21 protein-coding genes are annotated in these 23,063 nt (G+C 71.5%); 12 read left to right on the top strand and 9 right to left on the bottom strand.

Going from position 1 to position 23,063, the window contains the following annotated elements:
• Positions 1 to 52 precede the first annotated feature (52 nt).
• A complete protein-coding gene (locus tag JYK17_RS01715) occupies positions 53 to 1,051 on the top strand; it encodes a TAXI family TRAP transporter solute-binding subunit (protein ID WP_108007349.1) in 999 nt (332 codons plus the stop codon).
• Here JYK17_RS01715 and JYK17_RS01710 read toward each other — a convergent pair.
• Together JYK17_RS01710 and JYK17_RS01705 are read right to left on the bottom strand one after the other, a co-directional pair.
• The gene (locus JYK17_RS01710) at positions 1,041 to 2,444 is read right to left on the bottom strand and encodes a sensor histidine kinase (RefSeq protein WP_222809611.1); all 1,404 of its coding nucleotides are present in this window, start codon (positions 2,442 to 2,444) and stop codon (positions 1,041 to 1,043) included. The genes JYK17_RS01715 and JYK17_RS01710 overlap by 11 nt on opposite strands.
• Positions 2,445 to 2,453: 9 nt before the next feature.
• On the bottom strand, positions 2,454 to 3,140 hold the full coding sequence (locus JYK17_RS01705) for a response regulator transcription factor (protein ID WP_222809610.1): 687 nt from the start codon (positions 3,138 to 3,140) through the stop codon (positions 2,454 to 2,456).
• 289 nt (positions 3,141 to 3,429) lie between these two features.
• Between JYK17_RS01705 and JYK17_RS01700 the strand changes: the two genes are divergently transcribed.
• The 8 genes from JYK17_RS01700 (at position 3,430) to JYK17_RS01670 (ending at position 9,799) form a co-directional block, all read left to right on the top strand.
• On the top strand, positions 3,430 to 4,206 hold the full coding sequence (locus JYK17_RS01700; RefSeq protein WP_108007355.1) for an amino acid ABC transporter ATP-binding protein: 777 nt from the start codon (positions 3,430 to 3,432) through the stop codon (positions 4,204 to 4,206).
• A gap of 84 nt (positions 4,207 to 4,290) precedes the next feature.
• Complete coding sequence (locus JYK17_RS01695; RefSeq protein WP_108007357.1) at positions 4,291 to 5,133, top strand: glutamate ABC transporter substrate-binding protein; 843 nt, start codon at positions 4,291 to 4,293, stop codon at positions 5,131 to 5,133.
• Positions 5,134 to 5,208: 75 nt separating this feature from the next.
• On the top strand, positions 5,209 to 5,874 hold the full coding sequence (locus JYK17_RS01690) for an amino acid ABC transporter permease (protein ID WP_108007359.1): 666 nt from the start codon (positions 5,209 to 5,211) through the stop codon (positions 5,872 to 5,874).
• Positions 5,871 to 6,812, top strand: a complete 942-nt coding sequence (locus JYK17_RS01685) for an amino acid ABC transporter permease (RefSeq protein ID WP_108007361.1) — start codon at positions 5,871 to 5,873, stop codon at positions 6,810 to 6,812. The genes JYK17_RS01690 and JYK17_RS01685 overlap by 4 nt, the downstream gene beginning before the upstream one ends.
• Before the next feature lie 182 nt (positions 6,813 to 6,994).
• A complete protein-coding gene (locus tag JYK17_RS01680; protein WP_108007363.1) occupies positions 6,995 to 8,614 on the top strand; it encodes an FAD-dependent monooxygenase in 1,620 nt (539 codons plus the stop codon).
• Positions 8,615 to 8,693: 79 nt separating this feature from the next.
• Positions 8,694 to 8,780, top strand: coding sequence for a putative leader peptide (locus tag JYK17_RS41120; RefSeq protein WP_351482515.1), 87 nt, complete (start codon positions 8,694 to 8,696; stop codon positions 8,778 to 8,780).
• 78 nt (positions 8,781 to 8,858) lie between these two features.
• Positions 8,859 to 9,389 (top strand): cupin domain-containing protein, encoded by a 531-nt coding sequence (locus JYK17_RS01675; RefSeq protein ID WP_108007365.1) that lies wholly within the window; start codon positions 8,859 to 8,861, stop codon positions 9,387 to 9,389.
• Complete coding sequence (locus tag JYK17_RS01670; RefSeq protein ID WP_108007367.1) at positions 9,386 to 9,799, top strand: rhodanese-like domain-containing protein; 414 nt, start codon at positions 9,386 to 9,388, stop codon at positions 9,797 to 9,799. Before JYK17_RS01675 ends, JYK17_RS01670 begins: the two co-directional genes overlap by 4 nt.
• A 53-nt stretch (positions 9,800 to 9,852) precedes the next feature.
• Here the strand turns inward: JYK17_RS01670 and recX are convergent, their stop codons facing one another.
• Together recX and recA are read right to left on the bottom strand one after the other, a co-directional pair.
• A complete protein-coding gene (recX, locus tag JYK17_RS01665; protein ID WP_108007369.1) occupies positions 9,853 to 10,707 on the bottom strand; it encodes a recombination regulator RecX in 855 nt (284 codons plus the stop codon).
• A gap of 3 nt (positions 10,708 to 10,710) precedes the next feature.
• Positions 10,711 to 11,835, bottom strand: coding sequence for a recombinase RecA (gene recA, locus JYK17_RS01660; protein ID WP_108007370.1), 1,125 nt, complete (start codon positions 11,833 to 11,835; stop codon positions 10,711 to 10,713).
• 317 nt (positions 11,836 to 12,152) lie between these two features.
• Between recA and JYK17_RS01655 the strand changes: the two genes are divergently transcribed.
• Positions 12,153 to 12,950, top strand: a complete 798-nt coding sequence (locus JYK17_RS01655; protein WP_234548183.1) for a hypothetical protein — start codon at positions 12,153 to 12,155, stop codon at positions 12,948 to 12,950.
• On the opposite strand, the gene JYK17_RS01650 is transcribed toward JYK17_RS01655, so the two are convergent.
• Together JYK17_RS01650 and JYK17_RS01645 are read right to left on the bottom strand one after the other, a co-directional pair.
• Complete coding sequence (locus JYK17_RS01650) at positions 12,944 to 14,236, bottom strand: AI-2E family transporter (RefSeq protein WP_108007372.1); 1,293 nt, start codon at positions 14,234 to 14,236, stop codon at positions 12,944 to 12,946. The two genes, JYK17_RS01655 and JYK17_RS01650, sit on opposite strands and share 7 nt — an antisense overlap.
• 60 nt (positions 14,237 to 14,296) lie before the next feature.
• Positions 14,297 to 14,491, bottom strand: a complete 195-nt coding sequence (locus JYK17_RS01645; protein ID WP_108007375.1) for a DUF3046 domain-containing protein — start codon at positions 14,489 to 14,491, stop codon at positions 14,297 to 14,299.
• Between the two features lie 79 nt (positions 14,492 to 14,570).
• On the opposite strand from JYK17_RS01645, the gene JYK17_RS01640 reads away from it, so the two are divergent.
• On the top strand, positions 14,571 to 15,545 hold the full coding sequence (locus tag JYK17_RS01640) for a hypothetical protein (RefSeq protein WP_222809609.1): 975 nt from the start codon (positions 14,571 to 14,573) through the stop codon (positions 15,543 to 15,545).
• 398 nt (positions 15,546 to 15,943) lie between these two features.
• Here the strand turns inward: JYK17_RS01640 and JYK17_RS01635 are convergent, their stop codons facing one another.
• Genes JYK17_RS01635 through JYK17_RS01625 form a run of 3 tightly spaced genes read right to left on the bottom strand, consistent with a single transcriptional unit; the run spans position 15,944 to position 17,897 of the window.
• A complete protein-coding gene (locus JYK17_RS01635) occupies positions 15,944 to 16,252 on the bottom strand; it encodes an AzlD domain-containing protein (RefSeq protein WP_222809608.1) in 309 nt (102 codons plus the stop codon).
• Positions 16,249 to 17,031, bottom strand: a complete 783-nt coding sequence (locus tag JYK17_RS01630; protein ID WP_108007381.1) for an AzlC family ABC transporter permease — start codon at positions 17,029 to 17,031, stop codon at positions 16,249 to 16,251. The genes JYK17_RS01635 and JYK17_RS01630 overlap by 4 nt, the downstream gene beginning before the upstream one ends.
• Positions 16,932 to 17,897: an AraC family transcriptional regulator gene (locus tag JYK17_RS01625; RefSeq protein WP_108007383.1), complete on the bottom strand. Its 966-nt coding sequence runs from the start codon at positions 17,895 to 17,897 to the stop codon at positions 16,932 to 16,934. Before JYK17_RS01625 ends, JYK17_RS01630 begins: the two co-directional genes overlap by 100 nt.
• 135 nt (positions 17,898 to 18,032) lie before the next feature.
• Here JYK17_RS01625 and JYK17_RS01620 point away from each other — a divergent pair, with 135 nt between their 5' ends.
• On the top strand, positions 18,033 to 23,012 hold the full coding sequence (locus tag JYK17_RS01620; protein WP_222809607.1) for an ATP-dependent helicase: 4,980 nt from the start codon (positions 18,033 to 18,035) through the stop codon (positions 23,010 to 23,012).
• The last annotated feature ends 51 nt before the right edge of the window (positions 23,013 to 23,063 follow it).

Here is a 23,063-nt window from a genome sequence, read left to right as displayed (position 1 = left end):
TTGTGGCTCCTGCCCTGGTCAGCACCGCACGGCGACTGGCAGGATCCCTCGCATGTCCAGGATGTTCCCGCATGTCGGCCGGCACCGTGTCCTCGAGGGCGCGGCCGCCGGCTTCGTCGTCCTCGGGCTGCTGCTGTGGTGGCTGCTGCCGCTGGGCGACACGGCTCCGAGCGGGACGATCACCATCAGCACGGGCACGAAGGCCGGGGTCTACCAGCAGTACGCGATGCTCCTGCGCAACGCGCTCGACGAGGACATGCCCGACCTCAAGGTGACGCTGCAGACCAGCGACGGCTCGCAGGAGAACGTCACGCGCGTGGCGGACGGCGAGGCCGACTTCACCATCGCGGCGGCCGACGCCGTGGAGACGTACAAGCTCGAACACCGCACCGGTGCGGCGGGGTTGCGCGGTGTCGCCCGGCTCTACGACGACTACGTGCAGCTCGTCGTGCCGCGTGACTCGGACATCACCTCCGTCGCGGACCTGAAGGGCAAGCGGGTGGCCGTCGGGCCGCCCAGTTCGGGTGTGCGGCTCATTGCCGACCGGGTGCTCAAGGCGGCCGGCATCGACGCGAAGAGGGACATCACCCCGTACTCCGACGGCATCGACACCGGCCCGGACCGTCTGCGTCAGGGCAAGATCGACGCATTCTTCTGGTCGGGGGGACTGCCCACCGTGGGGGTGCAGCAGCTCGCGGACCGCTTCACGCTCCGGTTCGTGCCGATCGGGCCCGACCTTGTGGCCAAGCTGCACGACCAGGGCGGTGCCACCCGCTACTACCGCGCCACCAACATGCCGGAGTCGGCCTACCCCAGCGTCCAGAACGGGCTCGCCGTGCCGACCCTCGCGGTCGCCAACCTGCTGATGACCCGCGAGGACGTAAACCCCAGGCTCACCGAGTGGGTGACGCGCACCGTGCTCAGGAGCCGGGACGGGATCGGCACCCGGGTGCACTCCGCACAGCTCGTGGACCTGCGCACCGCGATCTACACCGACCCGCTGGCCCTGCACGAGGGCGCCCGGCGCTACTACCGCTCGGTCAAGCCGTAGGACTGCTCCTCGGCACCGACACCCGTACCGTCAGCCCGTGCGGTTCGTGATGGCCGTAGGAGAGGGAGCCGCCGCCCGCCTCGAGCAGGGTGCGTGAGATGGACAGGCCGAGGCCGGAGCCCTTGATGTTCTGGTGGCGGCCGCTGCGCCAGAAGCGGTCGCCGACGCGGCCGAGTTCCTCGTCGGTCAGGCCCGGGCCGTTGTCGGTGACCACGACGCTCGTGACGTCGCCGTCCGCCGAGACCGTCACTTCGACGCACTCGCCCTCGGGCGTGAACTTGACCGCGTTGTCGATCACCGCGTCCAGCGCGCTGGAGAGGGTGACCGGGTCGGCCCAGCCGGTGGTCGGCGGGCAGTCGCCCACCAGCGTCACGCCCTTGGCCTCGGCCGTCGGCGTCCAGGCGGCGACCCGCTCGGCGGCCAGCGCGCCGATGTCGGTGGTCCGCAGGTCGGCCTCGGTGTGCTCGGCCAGGGCCAGGTCGAGCAGATCGTCCAGCACTTCGGCGAGGCGCTTGCCCTCGGTGCGCACCGAGGCGATCTCCTCGTTGTCCTCGGGCAGTTCGAGAGCGAGCAGCTCGATCCGCAGCAGCAGTGCGGCGAGCGGATTGCGCAGCTGGTGCGAGGCGTCGGCGACGAAGGCGCGCTGCTGTTCGAGCACGTCCTCGACGTTGTCCGCCATCTCGTTGAACGCCCGGGCCAGGCGCCTGAGTTCCGGCGGCCCGCCCGCGGCTGCGACCCGCGACTTCAGCCTTCCGCTCGCGATGGCGTGGGTGGTGGCGTCCAGCACCCGTACGGGTCTGAGGACCCAGCCCGTCAGCCGGAGCGCGGCTCCGACCGCCAGCAGCATCGCGGCGATCTCGCCCGCCCCGATGATCAGCCAGCCGTGCAGGATGCGCGAACGCAGCTGCCCTGTGGGCGAGTCGGTGACGACGACCGCGACGACGTCGCCGTCCCGGATGACCGGTGAGGCGACGACGAGACGGCCGCGCTGCCAGGGCCACACCTGGTTCGGGTCGTGGCTGCGGCGGCTGAGCAGCGCCTCGGCGAACGCGGCGCGCACCTCGCCCGTGTTGGGCAGGTAGAAGGTGCGCGGCGCCTGGGCCATGGGGACGTCGCTGCGGCAGAAGACGCCGGCCCTGATGCCGTAGACGCCGTAGTAGCTGGCCAGTTCGGTGGTGAGGGTTTCGAGGCGCTCGTCGCGGGACGTGCGCGTGGAGCTGCAGGCGTCGGTGACGAACTGTGCGAGGGACGCGAAACGTGCCGTGTCATCGATCCGGTCGACGACGACCTTCTGCTGCTGGGCGGCGGCCACGCTCACGGCCAGGGGAATGCCGAGCGCGAGCAGCACGGCTGCCATCAGGACAATGAGCAGCGGAAGAAGACGTGAGTGCACCCGTGCACGCTACGAGGAGGGGGCGACGAGCCGGTAGCCGACGCCGCGCACGGTCTCGATCAGGGCGGGCATGCGCAGTTTGGCGCGCAGGGACGCCACATGCACCTCCAGGGTGCGTCCGGTCCCCTCCCAACTGGTGCGCCACACCTCGCTGATGATCTGCTCCCGCCGGAAGACGACTCCGGGGCGCTGCGCGAGCAGGGCGAGAAGATCGAACTCCTTGCGGGTCAGTTGGACAATCGAACCGTCCACACTGACCTGCCGGGTGGGCAGCTCGATGAGCACGGGCCCCAGGCGCAGCTCGCTGTCGGCGCCCGTGGCGGCGTCCTCGTGGGAGGTGCGCCGGCTGACGGCATGGATCCGCGCGAGCAGTTCTCCGGTGTCGTACGGCTTCACCACGTAGTCGTCGGCGCCGAGGTTGAGGCCGTGGATGCGGGAGCGGACGTCGGAGCGGGCGGTGACCATGATCACCGGGGTGCTGGTGCGCTTGCGGATCTTGCCGCAGACCTCGTAGCCGTCCTGGTCGGGCAGTCCCAGGTCGAGCAGGACGACGCCGAAGCCGTCACTCTCCGGAACGAGCGCCTGGAGCGCCTCCTCGCCGCTGCGCGCGTGGGTGACGTCGAAACCGTGCCGTGCCAGAACCGCAGAAAGAGCGGCGGCCACATGGTTGTCGTCCTCGACGAGGAGCAGCCTCATCCGGTCCTCCTTCGGTTCGTAGGCCGTGCGATCAGGATGGATGCAAACCGCGTGGGCACGCGCGCGTGCACCAAGGCAGTCACGCTGATGGACGACGACGGCGTCAAGTGGGTTCCGGGGCAGCGCCGCTTTAGTTATCCGGCCGATACCGGGCCCGCGGGACAACTGCTACGACACGTGTCCGATTGCTACCGGATCGTGATGCTCAGATTCCCCTCAGATGTAATGACGCTGGTCGTCGCGTCTCACTACTGTCCTGCGAAACCGAGGTGGACGGAGCCTGAGAGCGATGACCGAAGTATCGGTGGCCAAGGAAGACGTGGCCGGTGCAGGCGAGCTTGTCGTCCTGAAGAGCGTCAACAAGCATTTCGGCGCGTTGCACGTGCTGCAGGACATCGATCTGACGATCTCCCGTGGCGAGGTCGTCGTGGTCATCGGGCCCTCCGGGTCCGGGAAGTCCACGTTGTGCCGCACCATCAACCGGCTGGAGACCGTCGACTCGGGCGCGATCGCGATCGACGGGAAGCCGCTGCCCGAGGAGGGCAAGGAGCTGGCCCGGCTGCGCGCCGACGTCGGCATGGTCTTCCAGTCCTTCAACCTCTTCGCGCACAAGACCGTGCTCGAGAACGTGATGCTGGGCCAGATCAAGGTCCGCAAAACGGACAAGAAGGCGGCCGAGGACAAGGCCCGGGCCCTGCTGGACCGGGTCGGCGTGGCCACGCAGGCGGACAAGTACCCGGCGCAGCTCTCCGGCGGCCAGCAGCAGCGCGTCGCCATCGCACGCGCCCTGGCCATGGACCCGAAGGTCATGCTCTTCGACGAGCCCACGTCGGCGCTCGACCCGGAGATGATCAACGAGGTCCTCGAGGTCATGCAGCAGCTCGCCCGGGACGGCATGACCATGATCGTCGTCACCCATGAGATGGGCTTCGCACGATCGGCTGCAAACCGCGTGGTGTTCATGGCGGACGGCCGGATCGTCGAAGAGGCTGCGCCCGACCAGTTCTTCAGCAATCCGCGCAGCGACCGCGCCAAGGACTTCCTGTCGAAGATCCTTCACCACTGACGGCCCGGCCGCCCGCACAGCCTCACCGGCCCGCCTCTGCGCCGGCCCTCTCCTCTGCATCGCATCAGCCAAAGGATGTTCACCATGAAGCTCCGCAAGGTCACCGCCGCCTCGGCCGCCGTCCTCGCCCTCGCCGTGGCCGCCACCGCGTGCGGGTCCAGTGACAACGACAAGGACAGCGGGTCGTCCTCCGGGGGCGGCAAGAAGGTCACCATCGGCATCAAGTTCGATCAGCCGGGTCTCGGGCAGAAGACGCCGCAGGGCTACTCCGGTTTCGACGTCGACGTGGCCACGTACGTCGCCAAGAAGCTCGGCTACAGCGCGGACCAGATCGAGTGGAAGGAGTCGAAGAGCGCCGACCGCGAGACCATGCTGCAGCGCGGTGACGTCGACTTCATCGCGGCCACCTACTCGATCACCCCGGAGCGCGAGCAGAAGGTCGACTTCGCCGGCCCGTACCTGCTGGCCCACCAGGACGTGCTGATCCGCTCCGACGAGAAGTCGATCAAGTCGCCGTCGGACCTCAACAGCAAGAAGCTGTGCTCCGTGACTGGCTCGACCTCGGCGCAGAACGTCAAGGACAAGCTCGCGCCCAAGGCCCAGCTCCAGCAGTACCCGACCTACTCGGCCTGTCTGACCGGTGTGCAGAACGGCGCCATCGACGCCCTCACCACGGACGACTCGATCCTCGCCGGTTACGCCTCCCAGTCCCAGTACAAGGGCAAGTTCAAGCTCGGCGGCTTCAAGATGACCAACGAGAACTACGGCATCGGCGTCAAGAAGGGCAGCGCCCTCAAGGCGAAGATCAACACGGCCCTCGAGGCGATGGTCTCGGACGGTTCCTGGCAGAAGGCCGTGGACAAGAACTTCGGTCCCGCCAACTACAAGAACGAGCCCGCGCCGAAGATCGGCGACATCAAGAGCTGAAGCAGCGCCTGATGGGTGCGCCGTCCTTCGCGGCGGCGCACCGCGGCATCCCTACACGCGGAAGCGCGGGAGATCGTGTTCGACTTTCTTGAGGGTTACGACGTACTGGGAGCCTTCTGGACGACAGTGCAGCTGACGCTGCTCGCCGCTGTCGGTTCCCTGGTCTGGGGCACTCTGCTGGCTGCCATGCGGGTGGGCCCGGTGCCACTGATGCGCGGGTTCGGGACGTTCTACGTGAACACCGTGCGGAACATCCCCCTGACCGTGATCATCCTGTTCACGTCGCTGGGCCTGCACAACACCCTGGGCATCGGCCTCGGCTCGCAGGTCATCGACACGGTCAACTTCCGGCTCGCCGTGCTCGGCCTGGTCGCCTACACGTCGGCTTTCGTGTGCGAGGCGCTTCGGTCCGGCATCAACACCGTGCCGGTCGGGCAGGCGGAGGCGGCGCGGGCGATCGGCCTCAACTTCTCCCAGGTACTGCGGCTGGTCGTCCTGCCGCAGGCGTTCCGTTCGTCCATCGGCCCCCTGGCGAACGTGCTGATCGCGCTCACCAAGAACACCACCGTGGCCGCCGCCATCGGTGTCGCCGAGGCGGCGACCCTGATGAAGGAGATGGTCGAGAACGAGGCCCAGCTCATCCCGATCTCCGCGGTCTTCGCCCTGGGCTTTGTGATCCTGACGCTGCCGACCGGCCTGATCCTCGGCTGGGTGGGCAAGAAGCTGGCGGTGAAGCGATGAGCTCCGTTCTCTACGACGCCCAGGGACCGCGCGCCAAGCGGCGCAACGTGCTCTTCACGGGTGTCTTCGTCGTCGTCATCGCCGCGGTGCTGTGGTGGGTGTACACCAGCCTGGACGACAAGGGCCAGCTCGAATGGACGCTGTGGAAGCCCTTCTTCCACAGCGAGGCCTGGTCCACCTACATCTGGCCGGGGCTGCAGAACACGCTGAAGGCCGCGGCGCTGGCCATGGTCATCGCGCTGCCGCTCGGTGCGGTGCTGGGCATCGCCCGGCTCTCCGACCACCTCTGGATCCGTGTCCCGGCCGCGATCGTGGTGGAGTTCTTCCGCGCCATCCCGGTGCTGGTCCTGATGATCTTCGGGCTGGCCCTGTACGCGAACTACACCGACATCAGCTCGGACGACCGCCCGCTGTACGCGGTCGTCACCGGCCTCGTGCTCTACAACGCGGCCGTGCTCGCCGAGATCGTCCGGGCCGGCATCCTGGCCCTGCCGAGGGGCCAGGCCGAGGCCGGGGTGGCCATCGGCCTGCGCAAGAACCAGGTCATGCGGCTCATCCTGCTGCCCCAGTCGGTGACCGCGATGCTCCCGGCCATCGTCAGCCAGCTCGTCGTCATCGCGAAGGACACGGCCCTGGGCGGCGCGGTCCTCACCTTCCCGGAGCTGCTCTCGTCGGCGAACACAATGATCGGCTACTACGGCAACACCATCGCCAGCTTCACCGCGGTGGCCGTCATCTACATCGCCCTCAACTTCTCCCTGACGACCTTCGCCGGCTGGCTCGAAGCCAGGCTCAGGCGCAGCAAGAAGAGCACGGGCGCGGTCCTGGGCGCCGAGGACATGAAGGAGCTCAACCCCGCGGGCGTGGGCGGTGCCTTCGGTACCGGCGGTGAGGGCGGCGGCCCGGCCGGGATCACCGACACCCGGCCGCCCCGATGATCTGACACACGGTCAAGTTGCATAAACGGCGCACGGAGGCAGTGGCTTGATCGCCACGGCCTTCGTCGCTTGACGCAAACCTCGCCAATGGGTTGCATACGTTCTGTGATCGTGCACCCTGCTCCAACTTCCTGTTCACCAACGTCCGTGAGGACATCGCCGCGGGCAGGGGGCGCCACGCCGTGGACCCGGTGATCATCGTCGGAGCGGGGCCCGTCGGGCTCACGCTCGCCCTGGCACTGGCACGGCAGGAAGTGCCCACGATCGTGCTGGACGAGGGCCCCGGCAAGGAGGATTCACGCCCGGCGCGCACCGTGGTCCTGCGGGAGGACACCACGGCTCTGCTGGAGCGGCTGACCGGGGCGCCGCTCGCGCGAGAGGGGGCCCGGTGGGCCGCATGGCGGTCGGTGCGGCGCAAGCAGGTGATGCGCGAGGTCACGTTCGGCGACGGAGAACCCGCCCCGCTGCACATCGCCCAGCACGTCCTGACGGGTGCCCTGCGCGAGGCCCTGGCCGCCGAACGTCTCGTCCAGATCGCCGTGGACAGCCGCCTCGACAGCGTCGAGCAGGAGACCTCGGGGGTCACCGCCCACACCCGCGGCCCGCAGGGCACCTGGTGGCGCGGCAGCCATCTGGTCGGCTGCGACGGCCCCCGCTCCACCGTGCGCAAACTCCTGGACATCCGCTTCCCCGGACGTACGGCGGTGGAGCGACACGCCGTGGCCACGCTGCGCACGGAACTTCCGTGGCCGGACGAGGCGTTGCTCCATCGGATGCCGCCGTGGCGGACGTCCGGGCCCTCGGCCGGGGAGGTGACCGCCCGCCCCCTCCCGGACGACATGTGGCGCCTGGACTGGCTGCTGCCGCCGGGCAAGGACCTGGTCACGCCCGAGGCGCTGCTGGCGCGCGTCCGGGAGACGCTCGCCGGCTGGTCGGGCGGCGTTACACCGCCGTACGAACTGCTCGACACCGGAGTCCACACCGTCCACCATCGCCTCGCCCGCCGGTGGCGGGTCGGCCGGGTCTTCCTCGCCGGGGACGCGGCGCACCTGCTCGGCGCGCTGGGCACGCAGGGGCTGGACGAAGGGCTCAGGGACGCCGACAACCTGGCCTGGAAGCTGGCGCTCGCCTGGCACCACGGGCCGCACGACGCGCTGCTCGACAGCTACCAGGCGGAGCGCCGCGGGAGCGTCGCGGCCCGGCTGCGCGCCGCCGACCAGGTGCTGCCGCTGCTGCGCGGCGGCGGAGGGCTGCGGGCATACGTGCCCGGCTCGGCCCGCGGCCACGACGCTCTGCTCTCGGACGGTCACCTGGGGCGCGGGGCGCTCGGTGCGCCGGGGGTGTACGACGTCTCGCCGCTCGCGCCCCGGCATCTGGAGGCGGAGGTGCCGGTGGGCACGGCTCCCGGTGCTCAGGTCACCGATGTGCGGGTCACCGCGGAGGACGGTTCGTTCGTCCGGCTGCGGGACCGGCTGGGGCGTGGCGCGCTGCTGGTGGTGCTGATCGCGCCGGGCACGGGCGTGTGGGCTCGCAAGCACTGGGTGAGCGCCGGGATCATGCCGCGGCTGGCGGCCGCGGTGGCCGCGCTCCCGCACCGCGCCGAGCTACTGGTCGCCGAGAGCTACCCGGGTGCGGCCGCCCATACGGTGCTGCTGGTGCGGCCCGACGGCCATCTGGTCACGGCACTGGGCGGCGTCCGCCCTGCGGACCTGTACGCCGCCGCGGAGGCCACGCTCGGCGGCCCGGCACTTGCGGAGACTGAGGCGGACGCAGAGGCCACGGCCGGTTCCGCGGCCCAGTGACCGTACTCACCGTTACTTTGTGGTCCACATAGTGACGGTGAGTTGACCTTGCCGTATCTGCAGTGGTGTACTCCCGACCATGACCGACACCTATGTGCGCCTGTGGCGGAGGGTCCATATGGACCTCGTCCGCTATGCGGGCTGCGTGTGTCGTCCGTCCTGCTGAATTCGCATCTCTTTTTCCCGCGCGCGCCTGTCTGTGCTGCCGTGCGCCCCACGCGAACTTTCTCCAGGACGGTGTCCCATGTCTGTCTCCCCCGCTGTCTCCACGTCCGCCCTTCACACGCCGACGCAGGCGGACCTTCTCGACTTCGTACGGCGTACGGCCGCCGACGCCGAGCTGATCGCCTCGCTCCCGCTCGACCCCGAGGGCCGCACCTGGGTGCGTCTGGAGGGGCCGGGCGGCAGTGAGGCCTGGCTGATCGGCTGGCCGCCCGGCACGGGCACCGGCTGGCACGACCACGCCGAGTCCATCGGCGCGTTCACGACCGCGGCCGGTGAGCTCAAGGAGAACTCGCTCGCCGCCCGGCTGCCCGCCGACGGCTGGAAGACCCTGGAACTCACCGACGACGTCGACCGTGAGCGGCGGCTGCCGACCGGCCGGGGCCGCGCCTTCGGCCGCCATCACGTGCACGAGGTGCTCAACGAGTCCACCGAGCGGCACGCGATCTCCGTCCACGCCTATTACCCGCCCCTGCCGCAGATCCGCCGCTACAGTCGCGTGGGTCAGGTGCTCCGCCTGGAACAGGTCGAACGCCCGGAGGACTGGCAGTGAGCGAGGCAGTGATCGGGACGGACGAACAGCCGGTCGGCATCGACGAGTTGCTGGAGCGGGTCCGCGTCGGCTACGAGCGGATCGAGCCCGAGGAGGCGTACGAGGCTGCCCGGAGCGGCGAGGCGCTCCTGGTGGACATCCGCTACGCCGCCCTGCGCGAGCGGGACGGTCTGATCCCCGGTGCCCTCGTCGTCGAGCGCAACGAGCTGGAGTGGCGCCTCGATCCGCAGGGCAGCCACCGCGTGCCCGAGGCCACGGGGCACGACGTGCGGGTCGTGGTGATCTGCAACGAGGGGTACGCGTCCAGTCTCGCGGCGGCGTCCCTGCACCAGCTGGGGCTTGCCCGGGCCACCGATCTGGTCGGTGGCTTCCAGGCGTGGAGGGCGGCGGGGCTGCCGGTGACGTCGTAGGCGGTTCGCCGACCCGCCACCGCGGACGCGAAGGTCTGTCTCCCCGCCCCGCGTCAGAACCCCTCGTCCCCCAGGAACTCCGTGTCCTCGCCCTCTTCCTCCAGCGCCTGGCGCACCACCCGCAGGGCCATGCCCTCGGGGTAGCCCTTGCGGGCGAGCATGCCCGCGAGGCGGCGCAGCCGCTTGTCGCGGTCGAGGCCGCGCGTGGCGCGCAGCTTGCGGTCGACGAGTTCGCGCGCGGTCGTCTCCTCCTGCTCGGAGTCGAGCTGGGAGACGGCCGCGTCGATCAGTGTGGAGTCGACGCCCTTGGTCCGCAGTTCCTGGGCCAGTGCGCGCCGGGCCAGCCCTCGGCCGTGATGCCGGGACTCCACCCAGGCGTCCGCGAACGCGCCGTCGTTGATCAGTCCGACCTCCTCGAACCGCGACAGCACCTCCTCCGCGGCCTCCTCGGGAATCTCCCGCTTGCGCAGGGCGTCCGCGAGTTGCTTGCGCGTGCGCGGGGTCCCGGTGAGCAGGCGCAGACAGATCGCCCTTGCCCGCTCGACCGGGTCCCCCGAGGACTCCTCCCGCTCGGCCCTCGCCGAGGAGGAACCCCCGTCCTCACCGGACGACTCCTCGCGACGCCGCCGCCTGCGACCGCGGGAACCGCCGTCGCCAGGACCCCCGTCACGGGCCCTGCCGGCGCGCCGCGAGCGGCCACGGGGCGAGCCGAGACCCTCCGGTGCCCCGGGGGTGTCCGGTTTCGCTCCGTCGTCCGGCCCGCCGCTGTACGAGCCGTCGTCGCCGAACGGCCCATCGGCGCCGTACACAGCGCGGCCCGGCCCGGCGGATCCCCCGTCGCTTCCGCCGTTCCGCTCACCCGCGGCGTCCTGGTAGGCGTACTCGGCCCAGTCGGTTCGCCGTGTCATGCGTCAGCTCTTGGCAGCCGGAGCCTTGGCCTTGGCTCCCTTGGCCGCCGGTGCCGGCACCGTCTTCGCGGCGTCGTCCGGGGCGGCGGAGACGGCGGCGTCGGCGCCCGGCTCCGCGGCCGGCTTCTCCGGCTGCACGCCGACGCCCAGCTTCTCCTTGATCTTCTTCTCGATCTCGTTGGCCAGGTCGGGGTTGTCCTTGAGGAAGTTGCGCGCGTTCTCCTTGCCCTGGCCGAGCTGGTCGCCCTCGTACGTGTACCAGGCGCCGGCCTTGCGGACGAAGCCGTGCTCCACGCCCATGTCGATCAGGCCGCCCTCGCGGCTGATGCCCTGGCCGTAGAGGATGTCGAACTCGGCCTGCTTGAAGGGCGGGGCCACCTTGTTCTTGACGACCTTCACGCGGGTGCGGTTGCCGACCGCGTCCGTGCCGTCCTTCAGGGTCTCGATGCGGCGGATGTCCATGCGCACCGAGGCGTAGAACTTCAGCGCCCGGCCACCGGTCGTGGTCTCCGGGGAGCCGAACATCACGCCGATCTTCTCGCGGAGCTGGTTGATGAAGATCGCGGTGGTCTTGGACTGGTTGAGCGCGCTGGTGATCTTCCGCAGCGCCTGGCTCATCAGACGGGCCTGCAGACCGACGTGGCTGTCGCCCATCTCGCCCTCGATCTCCGCGCGCGGGACGAGCGCGGCGACGGAGTCGATGACGATCAGGTCCAGGGCGCCGGAGCGGACCAGCATGTCCACGATCTCCAGAGCCTGCTCGCCGTTGTCGGGCTGGGACAGGATCAGGTTGTCGACGTCGACGCCGAGCTTTCGCGCGTACTCCGGGTCGAGGGCGTGCTCCGCGTCCACGAAGGCCACCTGGCCGCCGGCCCGCTGCGCGTTCGCCACCGCGTGCAGGGTCAGGGTCGTCTTGCCGGAGGACTCCGGTCCGTACACCTCCACCACTCGGCCGCGCGGGATGCCGCCCACGCCGAGGGCCACGTCGAGCGCGGTCGACCCGGTGGGGATGACCTCGATGGGCTCGTTCGGCCGCTCGCCCATGCGCATGACCGCGCCCTTGCCGAATTGCCGTTCAATCTGTGCGAGAGCGGCTTCGAGGGCCTTCTCGCGGTCGGTTCCTGCCATGGGTTCCACCCGATTTGCTTGAGTCGATCGCTTCACGTCAAAGACGCTAACGCCTGCCACTGACAATGCGCCCCGACGCCCGTCCGGCCTGTGGATAACTCGGGCACTTCTCCGTCGAAACCATGTCGAAACACCCGCCGAGGACTTCACCGGAACCTCCATAAGAATGGAGGTTCGATTTTCGTGTCAAGCGCACCACGCGGCACCTCCGAGACCGTGTCCGCGCCGAGTTGGGGCCCTCGCTACTTCCCGTGGCGTACGGCGGGTGTCTTCGGCGGGACGACGACGCACGGAGAGGTTGTCGCGAGGCTGAGGGCATGGAGATCGACAAGAACACCCTGGAGACCACCCCGCCGCGCGCGAGAGCGGGGTGGTCCGGGATACGTCCGGTGGAGCGCCTCGCCTGCGGCGTCGGCCTGCTCCTGATCCTCTCCGGCCTGGTGCACCTCGGGGTCTTCGCCGTCGACGGCGGCCCCTGGTACGGACCCGTCTCCTGGCGCAAGCCCGTCACGTTCGGGCTGTCCTTCGGGGCGACGCTGATCGCGGTCACCTGGGTGACGTCGTACGTGCGCGTAGACCCGCGGCTGCGTTCCCTGCTGCTCGCCGTGTTCACCGCCGACTGCGTCGTGGAGGTCGGCGGCATCACGCTCCAGGCCTGGCGCCGGGTGCCCTCTCACCTCGACATGGAGACGCCGTTCGACACCGTGGTCTCCATGACGCTCGCGGTGGGCGGCGGGGCTTTGGTGGTGCTGCTCACCGTGTTCGCCCTGGCCTCGTTCCGGCAACGGCCCGCGGGCCCCGCGGGGATGGACCTCGCCGTCCGGTCCGGCTTCGCGATCCTGCTCGTCGGGCTCGCCTCGGGCGCCGCGATGATCGCGCGCGGGGTCGTGCTCACCCGTACCGGCCACCAGGAGGCGGCGTACCACTCGACGGCCCCTCTCAAGCCGCTCCACGGGGTCAGCCTGCACGCGGTCCTGGTCCTGCCGGCGCTGGCCTGGCTGCTGTCCCGCACCTCCTGGAGCGAACCGGTGCGGCGCCGCATCGTCACGGCGGCGATCGGTTGCTACGTGGCTGCCGTCGTCGGCGCCGGGGTGTGGGCCGTCCTGACCTACTGACCTGGCGAGGAGCCCTCCCCGGGCTCGTCCGAGTCGTCCTCCGAGTCGCCCTGTGCCGCCCCCTGCCGCCGTGCCCACGACTGCCGCGCGCGGGCGAGCAGGCCGGGCCCTCCCGGGTCCCCTCGCCGGTGGCCGTGGACCCGGGGGTCGTCCGTGACCGCGTACCGCTTCACGTACGCCCCCAGGAACGCCTGCAGCGTGGCGACCGCGGGGATGGCGATCAGCGCGCCGACGGCGCCGAGGAGCGCGGTGCCGGCGATGACCGAGCCGAACGCCACGGCGGGGTGGATGTCGACGGTCTTCGAGGTCAGCTTGGGCTGCAGCATGTAGTTCTCGAACTGCTGGTAGATCACGACGAAGATCAGCACCCACAGCGCGTACCAGGGATCGACGGTGAACGCGATCAGCATGGGCAGCGCGCCCGCGAGATAGGTGCCGATGGTCGGGATGAACTGCGAGACCAGGCCGACCCAGACGCCGAGCACGGGCGCGTACGGCACGCCCAGGATCTGCAGCAGGATGTAGTGCGCTATGCCGGAGATGAGGGCCATCAGACCGCGCGAGTAGATGTAGCCGCCGGTCTTGTTGACGGCGATCTCCCACGCGCGCAGCACCTCGGCCTGGCGCGCGGGCGGCAGCACGGAGCAGATCGCGCGCCGCAGCCGGGGACCGTCGGCGGCGAAGTAGAACGAGAACAGCGCGATCGTCAGCAGCTGGAAGAGACCGCCGAGGACCTGCGCGGACACGTCCAGGACACCGGTCGCGCTGTGCTGCACGTAGTTGCGCAGCCAGTCGGAGCGCAGCAGACCCTCCTGGACGTCCACCCGCTTCAGATCGGTGTGGAAGTTCGTGTTGACCCAGTTGATCACGGAGTCGAGATAGTCCGGGAAGTCCTCGACGATCTTGATGATCTGGCCCGCCAGCATCGAGCCGAGCAAGGTGATGAACCCGGCGGACACGATCATCACGGCGAGGAACACGAGGGCTGCGGCCAGGCCCCTGCGCAGACCGCGTGTGGCCATCCAGCTCACCGCGGGCTCGATGGCAAGGGCCAGGAAGAACGCGATGAGTATGTTGATCAGCAGGCCGGTGAGCTGGTGGAAGGCCCAAGTACCCAGCTGGAAAACGGCGTAGAGACCGAGCACGAGCAGCACCGCGCGCGGCAGCCAGCGCGGCATGCCGACGCCCTGTCCCGCGGCGCCTTCGGCCGGAGGCCGGCCGGGCGGCGTGGTGCCGAAGGGGGATGCCTGCCGGGACGTCTGCCCGGTCTCGTCAGTGGATGCCACGGACCAAGTCTCGCCCACCGGTCCGACAATCCGCTCCCGCCCTGCGATCTTCGCGAACGATCAGCGCTTCTCCCCCGGAACGTTCATCACCGTGCAGACCACACGCCACACGTCCTTGGCGTCCCAGCCGGCGTCCAGTGCGTCGTGCACCGTACGACCGCCGAGCTCCGCCATCACGTGGTCGCGCGCGAAGGTGTCGGCGTATCCCGGACCGAAGTGATCCGCCATCCGCTGCCAGAAGACCGTCAACCGCATGACTCCAGTATCCCGCTCCAGGGGTGGGCCTGAGCAGGTACCCGTTGGCGAGACCGCTTTCCGCCCTACGGTCTGACGCATGCCCGAAACAGGAGCTTCCCCACTGCCTGCCCCGTCCCCGGCGCGCTCCCCGCTCTTGCGTGCCGAGCAGTTCGTGTGGCTCACCGCGCGCGTGCTGGAACAGCGCCTCTTCGCACACCACTTCCTGAACGGGGGCGCGGACCCCGTGGAGTGCGCGCTGGACGCCTACCGCAACGAGGACGGCGGGTACGGCCACGCCCTGGAACCGGATCTGCGCGGCCCGGTCAGCCAGCCGCTGCACACTGGGCACGCGCTGCGCGTCCTGGACGCCATCGGCCGCTGCGGCGGACAGCGCGCGGAACGCGTGTGCCGCTATCTGACCGCCGTCTCGACGACCGACGGCGCACTGCCGGCGATCCTTCCCGGCCCACGCGGCTGTCCGACGGCCCCGTTCTTCCAGGCCGTGGCCGATCCGCCCAGTGAACTCCTCGCCACAGGGCCGGTGGTGGGCCTGTTGCACCGCAACGAGGTATGGCACGCCTGGCTGTTCAGGGCCACGGACTTCTGCTGGCAGGCGATCGAGTCGCTGGAGAAGTCCCATCCCTACGAGATCCAGGCCGCCGTGGCCTTCCTGGACGCCGTTCCCGACCGCCCGCGCGCGGAGGCGGCCGCCGACCGCCTCGGCCGCCTGGTGCGCGAGCAGCGGCTCGCGGCGCTGGAACCCGACCGGCTCGACATGTGGCCGATCGCGCCCGGCTACCCGCCCGGTGAGCACCATTTCCCGCACGACTACGCGAAGACGCCGAGTTCCCTCGCGCGCGCGTGGTTCACGGATGCCGAGATGGCCCGCTCGCTCGACCACCTCGCGGATACGCAGCAGGACGATGGCGGCTGGCCGCTCCTGCCGCACGCCACGACGCGTGGGTGGTATCCCGAGCACACGTGGACACCGGGCGCCGCCCTGGAGGCCCGCCCCATGGTGACCATCGAGGCGCTGAGCACGCTCAGGGCACACGGCCGGCCCATCGGCTGACCGGGGGGCCGGGGCCGGATGCGCCGGGTCATTGCCGGGGGGCCTATGCCGGGGGGGCCACTGCCCGGGTGACTACTGCCGGGATGGCGACTGCCGTGCTGGCCGCCTGTCGGGATGGCGACTGCCGTGCTGGCCGCCTGTCGGGATGGCCACTGCCGCGATGGCGACTGCCAGGGTGGCGGCTGCCGTGCCGGCCTGCCGGGATGGCCGCTGCCGGGACGGCCACAGCCGGGATGGCGGCTGCCGTGCCGGCCTGTCGCAACGGCCACCGCCGCGATGGCTACAGCCGGGATCGCGACTGCCGTGCCTGCCCGTCGCAACGGCCACTACCGCGATGGCCACAGCCGGGATGACCTATCGCAATGGCCACTACCAGGGTGGCCACTACCGGGTGCCCGTCAGCCGCCCATGGCCCGCACCCCGGCGGTCACCAGCACGGCCGCCGCCACGACGAGCAGGAACGGGGCGCGCAGGACCAGCGTGACGGCGGCCGCGCCGAGTCCCGCGACCCTCGCGTCGAGCACCAGAGCGTGCCCGTCGGCGAAGGTTTGCTGGGCCGTGAGGGCGGCCAGGAGGGCCACCGGGAGCAGCGCTGCCAGACGCCTGACGAGCGGCCTCTCCAGGGCGCCCGCGGGCACCAGCAGTCCGGCGAGCTTGACGGCGTAGCAACCGACGGCGGTCGCGCCGATGGCGATCCAGGTGTTCAACGGGCTTCCTCGGGGGCGTCGTTCGGGGCGTCCGGGGTGTCGTCCACGCGCGCGTGGACGCGTGATGTGCCGCTGCGGCGGCCCTCCAGGCAGAGGACGGCGGGTGCCGCGAGCGCGGCTGCAAGAACGGGTACTCCGGCGGGCAGCACGGGCAGCAGACCGAGCCCCAGGAGGACCGCGAGGCCGGCCACGGCGCGCTCGGTGGTGGTCTTGAGCATCGGCGCGAGCAGCGCGAGGAAGACGGCGGGTCCGGCCGCGTCGAGGCCCCATGCGGCGGTGTCGCCGATGGCCCGGGCGCCCAGTTGGCCGAGCAGCGTGGTGAGGTTCCACAGGATGTAGAGGCTGAGTCCGGTGACGGCGAACCCGATGCGTGTGGCCCGCCGGGTGGGCTGCGCCAGCGCGACCGCGGTCGTCTCGTCGATGACCCACTGGGCGGCGAACGGCCGCACCGCGCGCGGGAGGGCGAGCAGTTGGGACAGCCGCAGCCCGTAGAAGGCGTTGCGGACCCCCAGGAAGAAGGCGCCCGCCGCCGCAGTGAGCGGGTTGCCCCCGGCCGCCAGCGCCCCCACGAGGGCGAACTGGGATGCACCGGTGAACACCAGGAGGCTGAGCGCGCAGGTCTGCAGCAGTGTGAGCCCGCTCCCGGCGGAGGTCACCCCGAAGGCGAAGCCGGACAGTCCTACGGCGACGCCGACTGCGAGGGCGTCCCGTACGACGGCGGCGTCGGTCTTTCCGCCGTCCTCGGACCGTATGTCTGCGGGAGCTGTCTGTTCTGCCACGCGTCGGACGGTACGAGCAGTCGGCCTCGCGCGTCTTGTACGTTCTTGCGCTCACGCCGGTACGCGCCCGGGGGCACGCCCACGATCCGGGTGAAGTGCCGGTTCAGGTGCGGCTGATCGGTGAACCCCACGGCGACGGCCGCCTCCGCGGGCGTGACGCCGACGTCCAGCAGCCGCCGCGCCTCCCGCACCCGGGCGTCGGTGAGCCAGGTGTGCGGCGGCATGCCGTAGGCGTCCCGGAACGCCCGCAGCAGCGCGAACGGGCTGGTGCCGAGGTCGGCCGCGAGTCTCTCCAGGGTCGGCGGCTCGGCCATCCGCTCCTCCAGCGCGGCACGCGCGCGTGCCGCGATCCGGGCCCCCGCCGTGCGCACCTCCCGCTGCGGAAGCGGCCCGCCGTTCAGCCGGAGCAGCCTGGTCACGGCGACGCGCAGCAGGGTGTCGGCGGCGAGGGCGTTGCCGTCCTCCGTGGCGCGCAGCACCTGATGCACCAGCCGCACGGCGTACGGATCGTCGAGCACCGGGCTGACGAACCCGGGCGTCCCGCGTATGAGGGTGGTCTCCGCCGCGATCTCGGCCACGACCTCGGGCGAGGGGTAGACGGCCCCGTACCGCCAGCCCTCGGGCACTCCGGCCCGACCGGTGTGCGTGGTGTCCGGGTTGACGAGCGCGAGCGCCCCGGCGCCGGCGTACTGGTCGGCGCCGCGGTGGTGGAAGACCTCGACGCCGTCCGCGATGGCGGCGATCACGAAGTTCTCGTGGGTGTGCCGGACGAACGTCTTGCGGATGTACCGGGCGCGCAGGAGATCGACCCCGGGCAGCTCGGCGTACTGCCAGTGCCGCGCCGCCTCCTTCCTCGAACCTGCCATGCCCCCATTCTCCGCCAGACCGCGCCAGGGGACGGATGCGCCGGAACGCGTCCGGTGCGGCACCGCCGAGCGCTCTCCGGCGCGGCATCACCGCAGCTCAGCCGCATTGTCAGTGGACGGGTGCAGGATGGACGCATGGTCAGCTCCGCACACCGGGCCCTCGACGGCTTCTCCCCCGCGACCCGCGGCTGGTTCACGGGGGCCTTCTCCGCGCCCACCGCGGCCCAGGCGGGCGCGTGGCAGGCCATCGGGGCGGGGTCGGACGTGCTGGTGGTCGCCCCCACCGGCTCGGGCAAGACCCTGGCCGCGTTCCTCGCGGCGCTGGACCAGCTGGCCTCCACGCCCCCGCCGGCGGATCCGAAGAAGCGCTGCCGCGTCCTGTACGTGTCCCCGCTGAAGGCCCTCGCGGTCGACGTCGAGCGCAACCTCCGCAGCCCGCTGACCGGCATCCGCCAGGAGTCCGTGCGCCTGGGCCGGCCCGAGCCCGAGGTGAAGGTGGGCATCCGCTCCGGCGACACCCCGCCCGCCGAGCGCCGCGCCCTGTCCACCCGGCCCCCGGACATCCTGATCACCACCCCGGAGTCCCTGTTCCTGATGCTGACGTCGGCCACGCGGGACGCGCTGACCGGCATCGAGACGGTGATCCTGGACGAGGTGCACGCGGTGGCGGGCACCAAGCGCGGCGCCCATCTGACGCTCTCCCTGGAGCGCCTGGACGAATTGCTGCCGAAGCCCGCCCGCCGCATCGGCCTCTCCGCGACGGTCCGCCCGGTCGACGAGGTGGCGCGGTATCTCTCGCCGCGCCGCAAGGTGGAGATCGTCCAGCCGACGTCGGGCAAGGAGTTCGACCTCTCGGTGGTCGTCCCGGTCGAGGACCTGGGCGAGCTGGGCGGCTCCCCGGTCGCCGACGGTTCCGAGGGCACGGAGCGCCCGTCCATCTGGCCGCACGTCGAGGAGCGGATCACCGACCTGGTCCAGGCGCACCGCTCCACCATTGTGTTCGCCAACTCCCGGCGCCTGGCGGAGCGCCTGTGCAACCGGCTCAACGAGATCGCCTACGAGCGGGCCACCGGCGAGCCCCTGGAGGAGCACCACTCCCCTGCCGAGCTCATGGGCGGTTCGGGCGCGGCCCAGGGCGCCCCGCCCGTCATCGCGCGCGCCCACCACGGCTCGGTCTCCAAGGAGCAGCGGGCGCTCGTCGAGGAGGACCTCAAGGCGGGCCGGCTGCCCGCCGTGGTCGCCACCTCCAGCCTGGAGCTGGGCATCGACATGGGTGCGGTGGACCTCGTCGTCCAGGTGGAGTCCCCGCCGTCCGTCGCCTCCGGCCTGCAGCGCGTGGGCCGTGCCGGACACCAGGTGGGCGCCGTCTCCACCGGGGTGGTCTTCCCCAAGTACCGCGGCGACCTGGTCCAGGCCGCGGTGGTCACCGAGCGCATGCGCACCGGCTCCATCGAGTCGCTGAGGATTCCCACGAACCCCCTGGACGTGCTGGCCCAGCAACTCGTGGCGATGACGGCGCTGGACACCTGGCAGGTCGACGACCTGCTGGCCACGGTCCGCCGCGCCGCCCCCTTCGCCTCGCTCCCGGAGTCGGCGTTCACGGCGGTCCTGGACATGCTCGCGGGCCGCTATCCCTCCGACGCCTTCGCCGAGCTGCGCCCGCGCGTGGTGTGGGACCGCGTCGCCGGTACGGTCACGGGCCGCCCCGGAGCGCAGCGCCTCGCGGTCACCTCCGGGGGCACCATCCCCGACCGCGGGCTCTTCGGCGTCTTCCTCGCCGGATCCGACCCGAAGAAGGGCGGCGGCCGGGTCGGCGAGCTGGACGAGGAGATGGTCTACGAGTCGCGCGTGGGCGACGTCTTCACGCTCGGCACCAGCTCCTGGCGCATCGAGGACATCACGCGCGACCGCGTCCTGGTCTCCCCCGCACCGGGCGTTCCGGGCCGGCTCCCCTTCTGGAAGGGCGACCAGCTGGGCCGCCCCCTCGAACTGGGCCGCGCCTTGGGCCAGTTCCTGCGCGAGGTCGGCTCGCTCCCCAAGGAGGACGCCCGGCTGCGCCTGCTCGCGGCGGGCCTGGACGCCTGGGCCGCGGACAACGTCCTGGCGTATCTGGACGAGCAGCGCGAGGCCTGCGGCCACATCCCCGACGACCGCACGATCGTCGTGGAGCGCTTCCGCGACGAGCTCGGCGACTGGCGGGTCGTCGTGCACTCCCCCTTCGGTGCCCAGGTGCACGCCCCCTGGGCACTCGCCCTCGGCGCCAAGCTCTCCGAGCGCTACGGCATGGACGCCCAGGTCATGCACGCCGACGACGGCATCGTGCTGCGCCTGCCGGACGCCGACCTCATGGGCCTGGACCTGCTCGACCAGGAGCCCATGAAGGCGGGCACGGCGTTCGACTCCGAGCAGGCGCCCGTGGGCGCGGCGGACGTCGTCTTCGACAAGGGCGAGGTCAATCAGGTCGTCACGGACCAGGTCGGCGGCTCGGCCCTGTTCGCCGCCCGCTTCCGCGAATGCGCCGCCCGCGCGCTGCTGCTGCCCCGGCGCAACCCCGGCAGGCGCACCCCCCTGTGGCAGCAGCGCCAGCGCGCGGCCCAACTGCTGGAAGTGGCCAGCGAGTTCGGTTCGTTCCCGATCGTCCTGGAGGCCGTCCGCGAATGCCTCCAGGACGTCTTCGACGTCCCCGGGCTCGTCGAGCTGATGGGCGACCTGGAGTCCCGCAAGGTACGCCTGGTCGAGGTCACCACCCCCGAGCCGTCCCCCTTCGCCCGCTCCCTGCTGTTCGGGTATGTCGCCCAGTTCCTCTACGAGGGCGACTCCCCGCTCGCCGAGCGCCGCGCCGCCGCACTCTCCCTGGACTCGCGGCTGCTGGCCGAGCTGCTGGGCCAGGCGGAGCTGCGCGAGCTGCTGGACGCCGAGGTGCTCACCGAGCTGGAGCAGGAGCTGCAGTGGCTCACCGAGGACCGGCGTATCAAGGACGCCGAAGGTGTCGCCGACCGGCTGCGGATGCTCGGGCCGCTCACCGACGCGGAGCTGGCCGAGCGCGGCGCCGAACCGCAGTGGGCGCAGGAGCTGGCCGATGCCCGCCGCGCGATCAAGGTCCGGATCGCCGGCGCCGACCACTGGGCGGCGACCGAGGACGCCGGCCGCCTGCGCGACGCCCTCGGCACCGCCCTGCCCGTCGGCGTCCCGGAGGCCTTCACGGAACCGGTGAAGGACCCGCTGGGCGACCTCCTCGCCCGCCACGCACGTACGCACGGCCCCTTCACGTCCACCACCGCGGCAGCCCGCTTCGGCCTGGGCGTGGCCGTCACGGAGGGCGCGCTGCAGCGCCTCGCCGCCGGCGGCCGTGTCGTGCAGGGGGAGTTCCACCCGGCGGGCATCGGCCAGGAGTGGTGCGACGCGGCCGTGCTGCGTCGGCTGCGCCGCCGTTCCCTGGCCGCGCTGCGGCACGAGCTGGAGCCGGTCGCTCCGGCCGCGCTCGCCCAGTTCCTCCCGCAGTGGCAGCACATCGGCAAGGGCCACGGGCTGCGCGGCATCGACGGACTGGTGCGCGCCGTCGAGCAGTTGCAGGGCGCGTCCGTGCCCGCATCGGCTCTGGAGAAGCTGGTGCTGCCGTCCCGCGTCGCGGGCTACACACCGGCGATGCTCGACGAGCTCACCTCCGCCGGAGAGCTCGTCTGGGCCGGTGCGGGCGCCCTCCCTGGCAAGGACGGCTGGGTCTCGCTGTATCTCGCGGACGCGGCACCCCTGCTGCTGCCCCCGCCCCACCCGCTGGAGCTGACGGCGCTGCACCAGTCCGTCCTGGACGCCCTCTCCGGGGGGTACGGCCTGTTCTTCCGCCAGATCGCCGAGCAGGTCCGCGCGACCACCCACCCCGAGGCCACCGACCCCCAACTGGCCGACGCCGTCTGGGACCTGGCCTGGTCCGGCCGTCTCACCAACGACACGCTGAGCCCCATGCGCTCCCTGCTCGGCTCCGGCCGCACCGCGGGTTCCACGGCCCACCGCGCCAAGCGCAACGTCCCCCGCGGGCGCTACGGCTCCCTGACCGCCGCGGCCCGCACCGCCTCCCGCAGCGGACCGCCGACCGTGGCCGGCCGCTGGTCCCTGCTCCCGGCGCTCGAGGCGGACCCCACGGTGCGCGCGCATGCCCTCGCCCGCACCCTCCTCGACCGGCACGGCGTGGTCACCCGGGGAGCCGTCGCTGCCGAAGGCGTCGAGGGCGGCTTCTCGGCGACGTACCGCATCCTGTCCGTCTTCGAGGAGAGCGGCCAGGCACGGCGCGGCTATGTGGTGGAGGGGCTCGGCGCGGCACAGTTCGCGATGGACGGCGCGGTGGACCGGCTGCGCGCGGTGTCGAACGCCCGCGACCGCGGCGAGGCCCTGCCGCAGTCCTCGCCCGACGGCGCCCCGGACGGCTTCGCACCGGACGTTTTCGCAACAGGCGGCTTCGACCCCGCCGACAGCCGGGCCTTCGATGGGACCGAGGCACCGTTCACCACCGAGTTCGACGCGCCGTTGGGCTCGCCCGGCGACGCTTCCTCCGGCGACGAGTTCCAGAGATCCACGGCCGACGACTTCGGCCCCTGGAACCCCCGTACGGCACCGCACGAGTACACCTCGCCGCGCGACTACCCCCCGGCAGGCCCCCGGGGCGCACAGGGTTTCGGGCGCGGCCCGGGAGGCGGTCCCGCCGGTCGCCGCAACCGCTCGTCCCCGGACTCCCGTGCCGTCGTGCTGGCCGCCGCGGATCCGGCGAACGCGTACGGCGCGGCACTCCCCTGGCCCGAGCCCCCGACCGGCGCGGGCCACAAGCCCGGCCGCAAAGCGGGCTCCCTGGTCGTCCTCGTCGACGGCGAGCTGACGCTCTACATGGAGCGCGGCGGCAAGACCCTGCTCGCCTGGCCCGCCGACCCGGACGGCACCGTCACCGAGGATCCCCGCCTGCAGGACGCCGCCCAGGCCCTGGCGGCGGCCGCGAAAGCGGGCTCCCTGGGCACGGTCACCGTGGAGCGGGTGAACGGCGCCCCGGCCCTGACGTCCCCCATCGGCACCCTCCTGGAAGGAGCCGGCTTCATCGCCACCCCACGTGGCCTGCGGCTGCGGGCATGAGCCGGCGCAGGCCGCACGGTGCGCCCCTCGGGCCCGCCCCGTGCCACCCTT

The organism is Streptomyces plumbidurans (assembly GCF_019857225.1).
In the GTDB taxonomy this organism is placed as follows: Bacteria; Actinomycetota; Actinomycetes; order Streptomycetales; family Streptomycetaceae; genus Streptomyces; species Streptomyces plumbidurans.
This window is presented reverse-complemented; position numbering and strand designations above follow the sequence as displayed.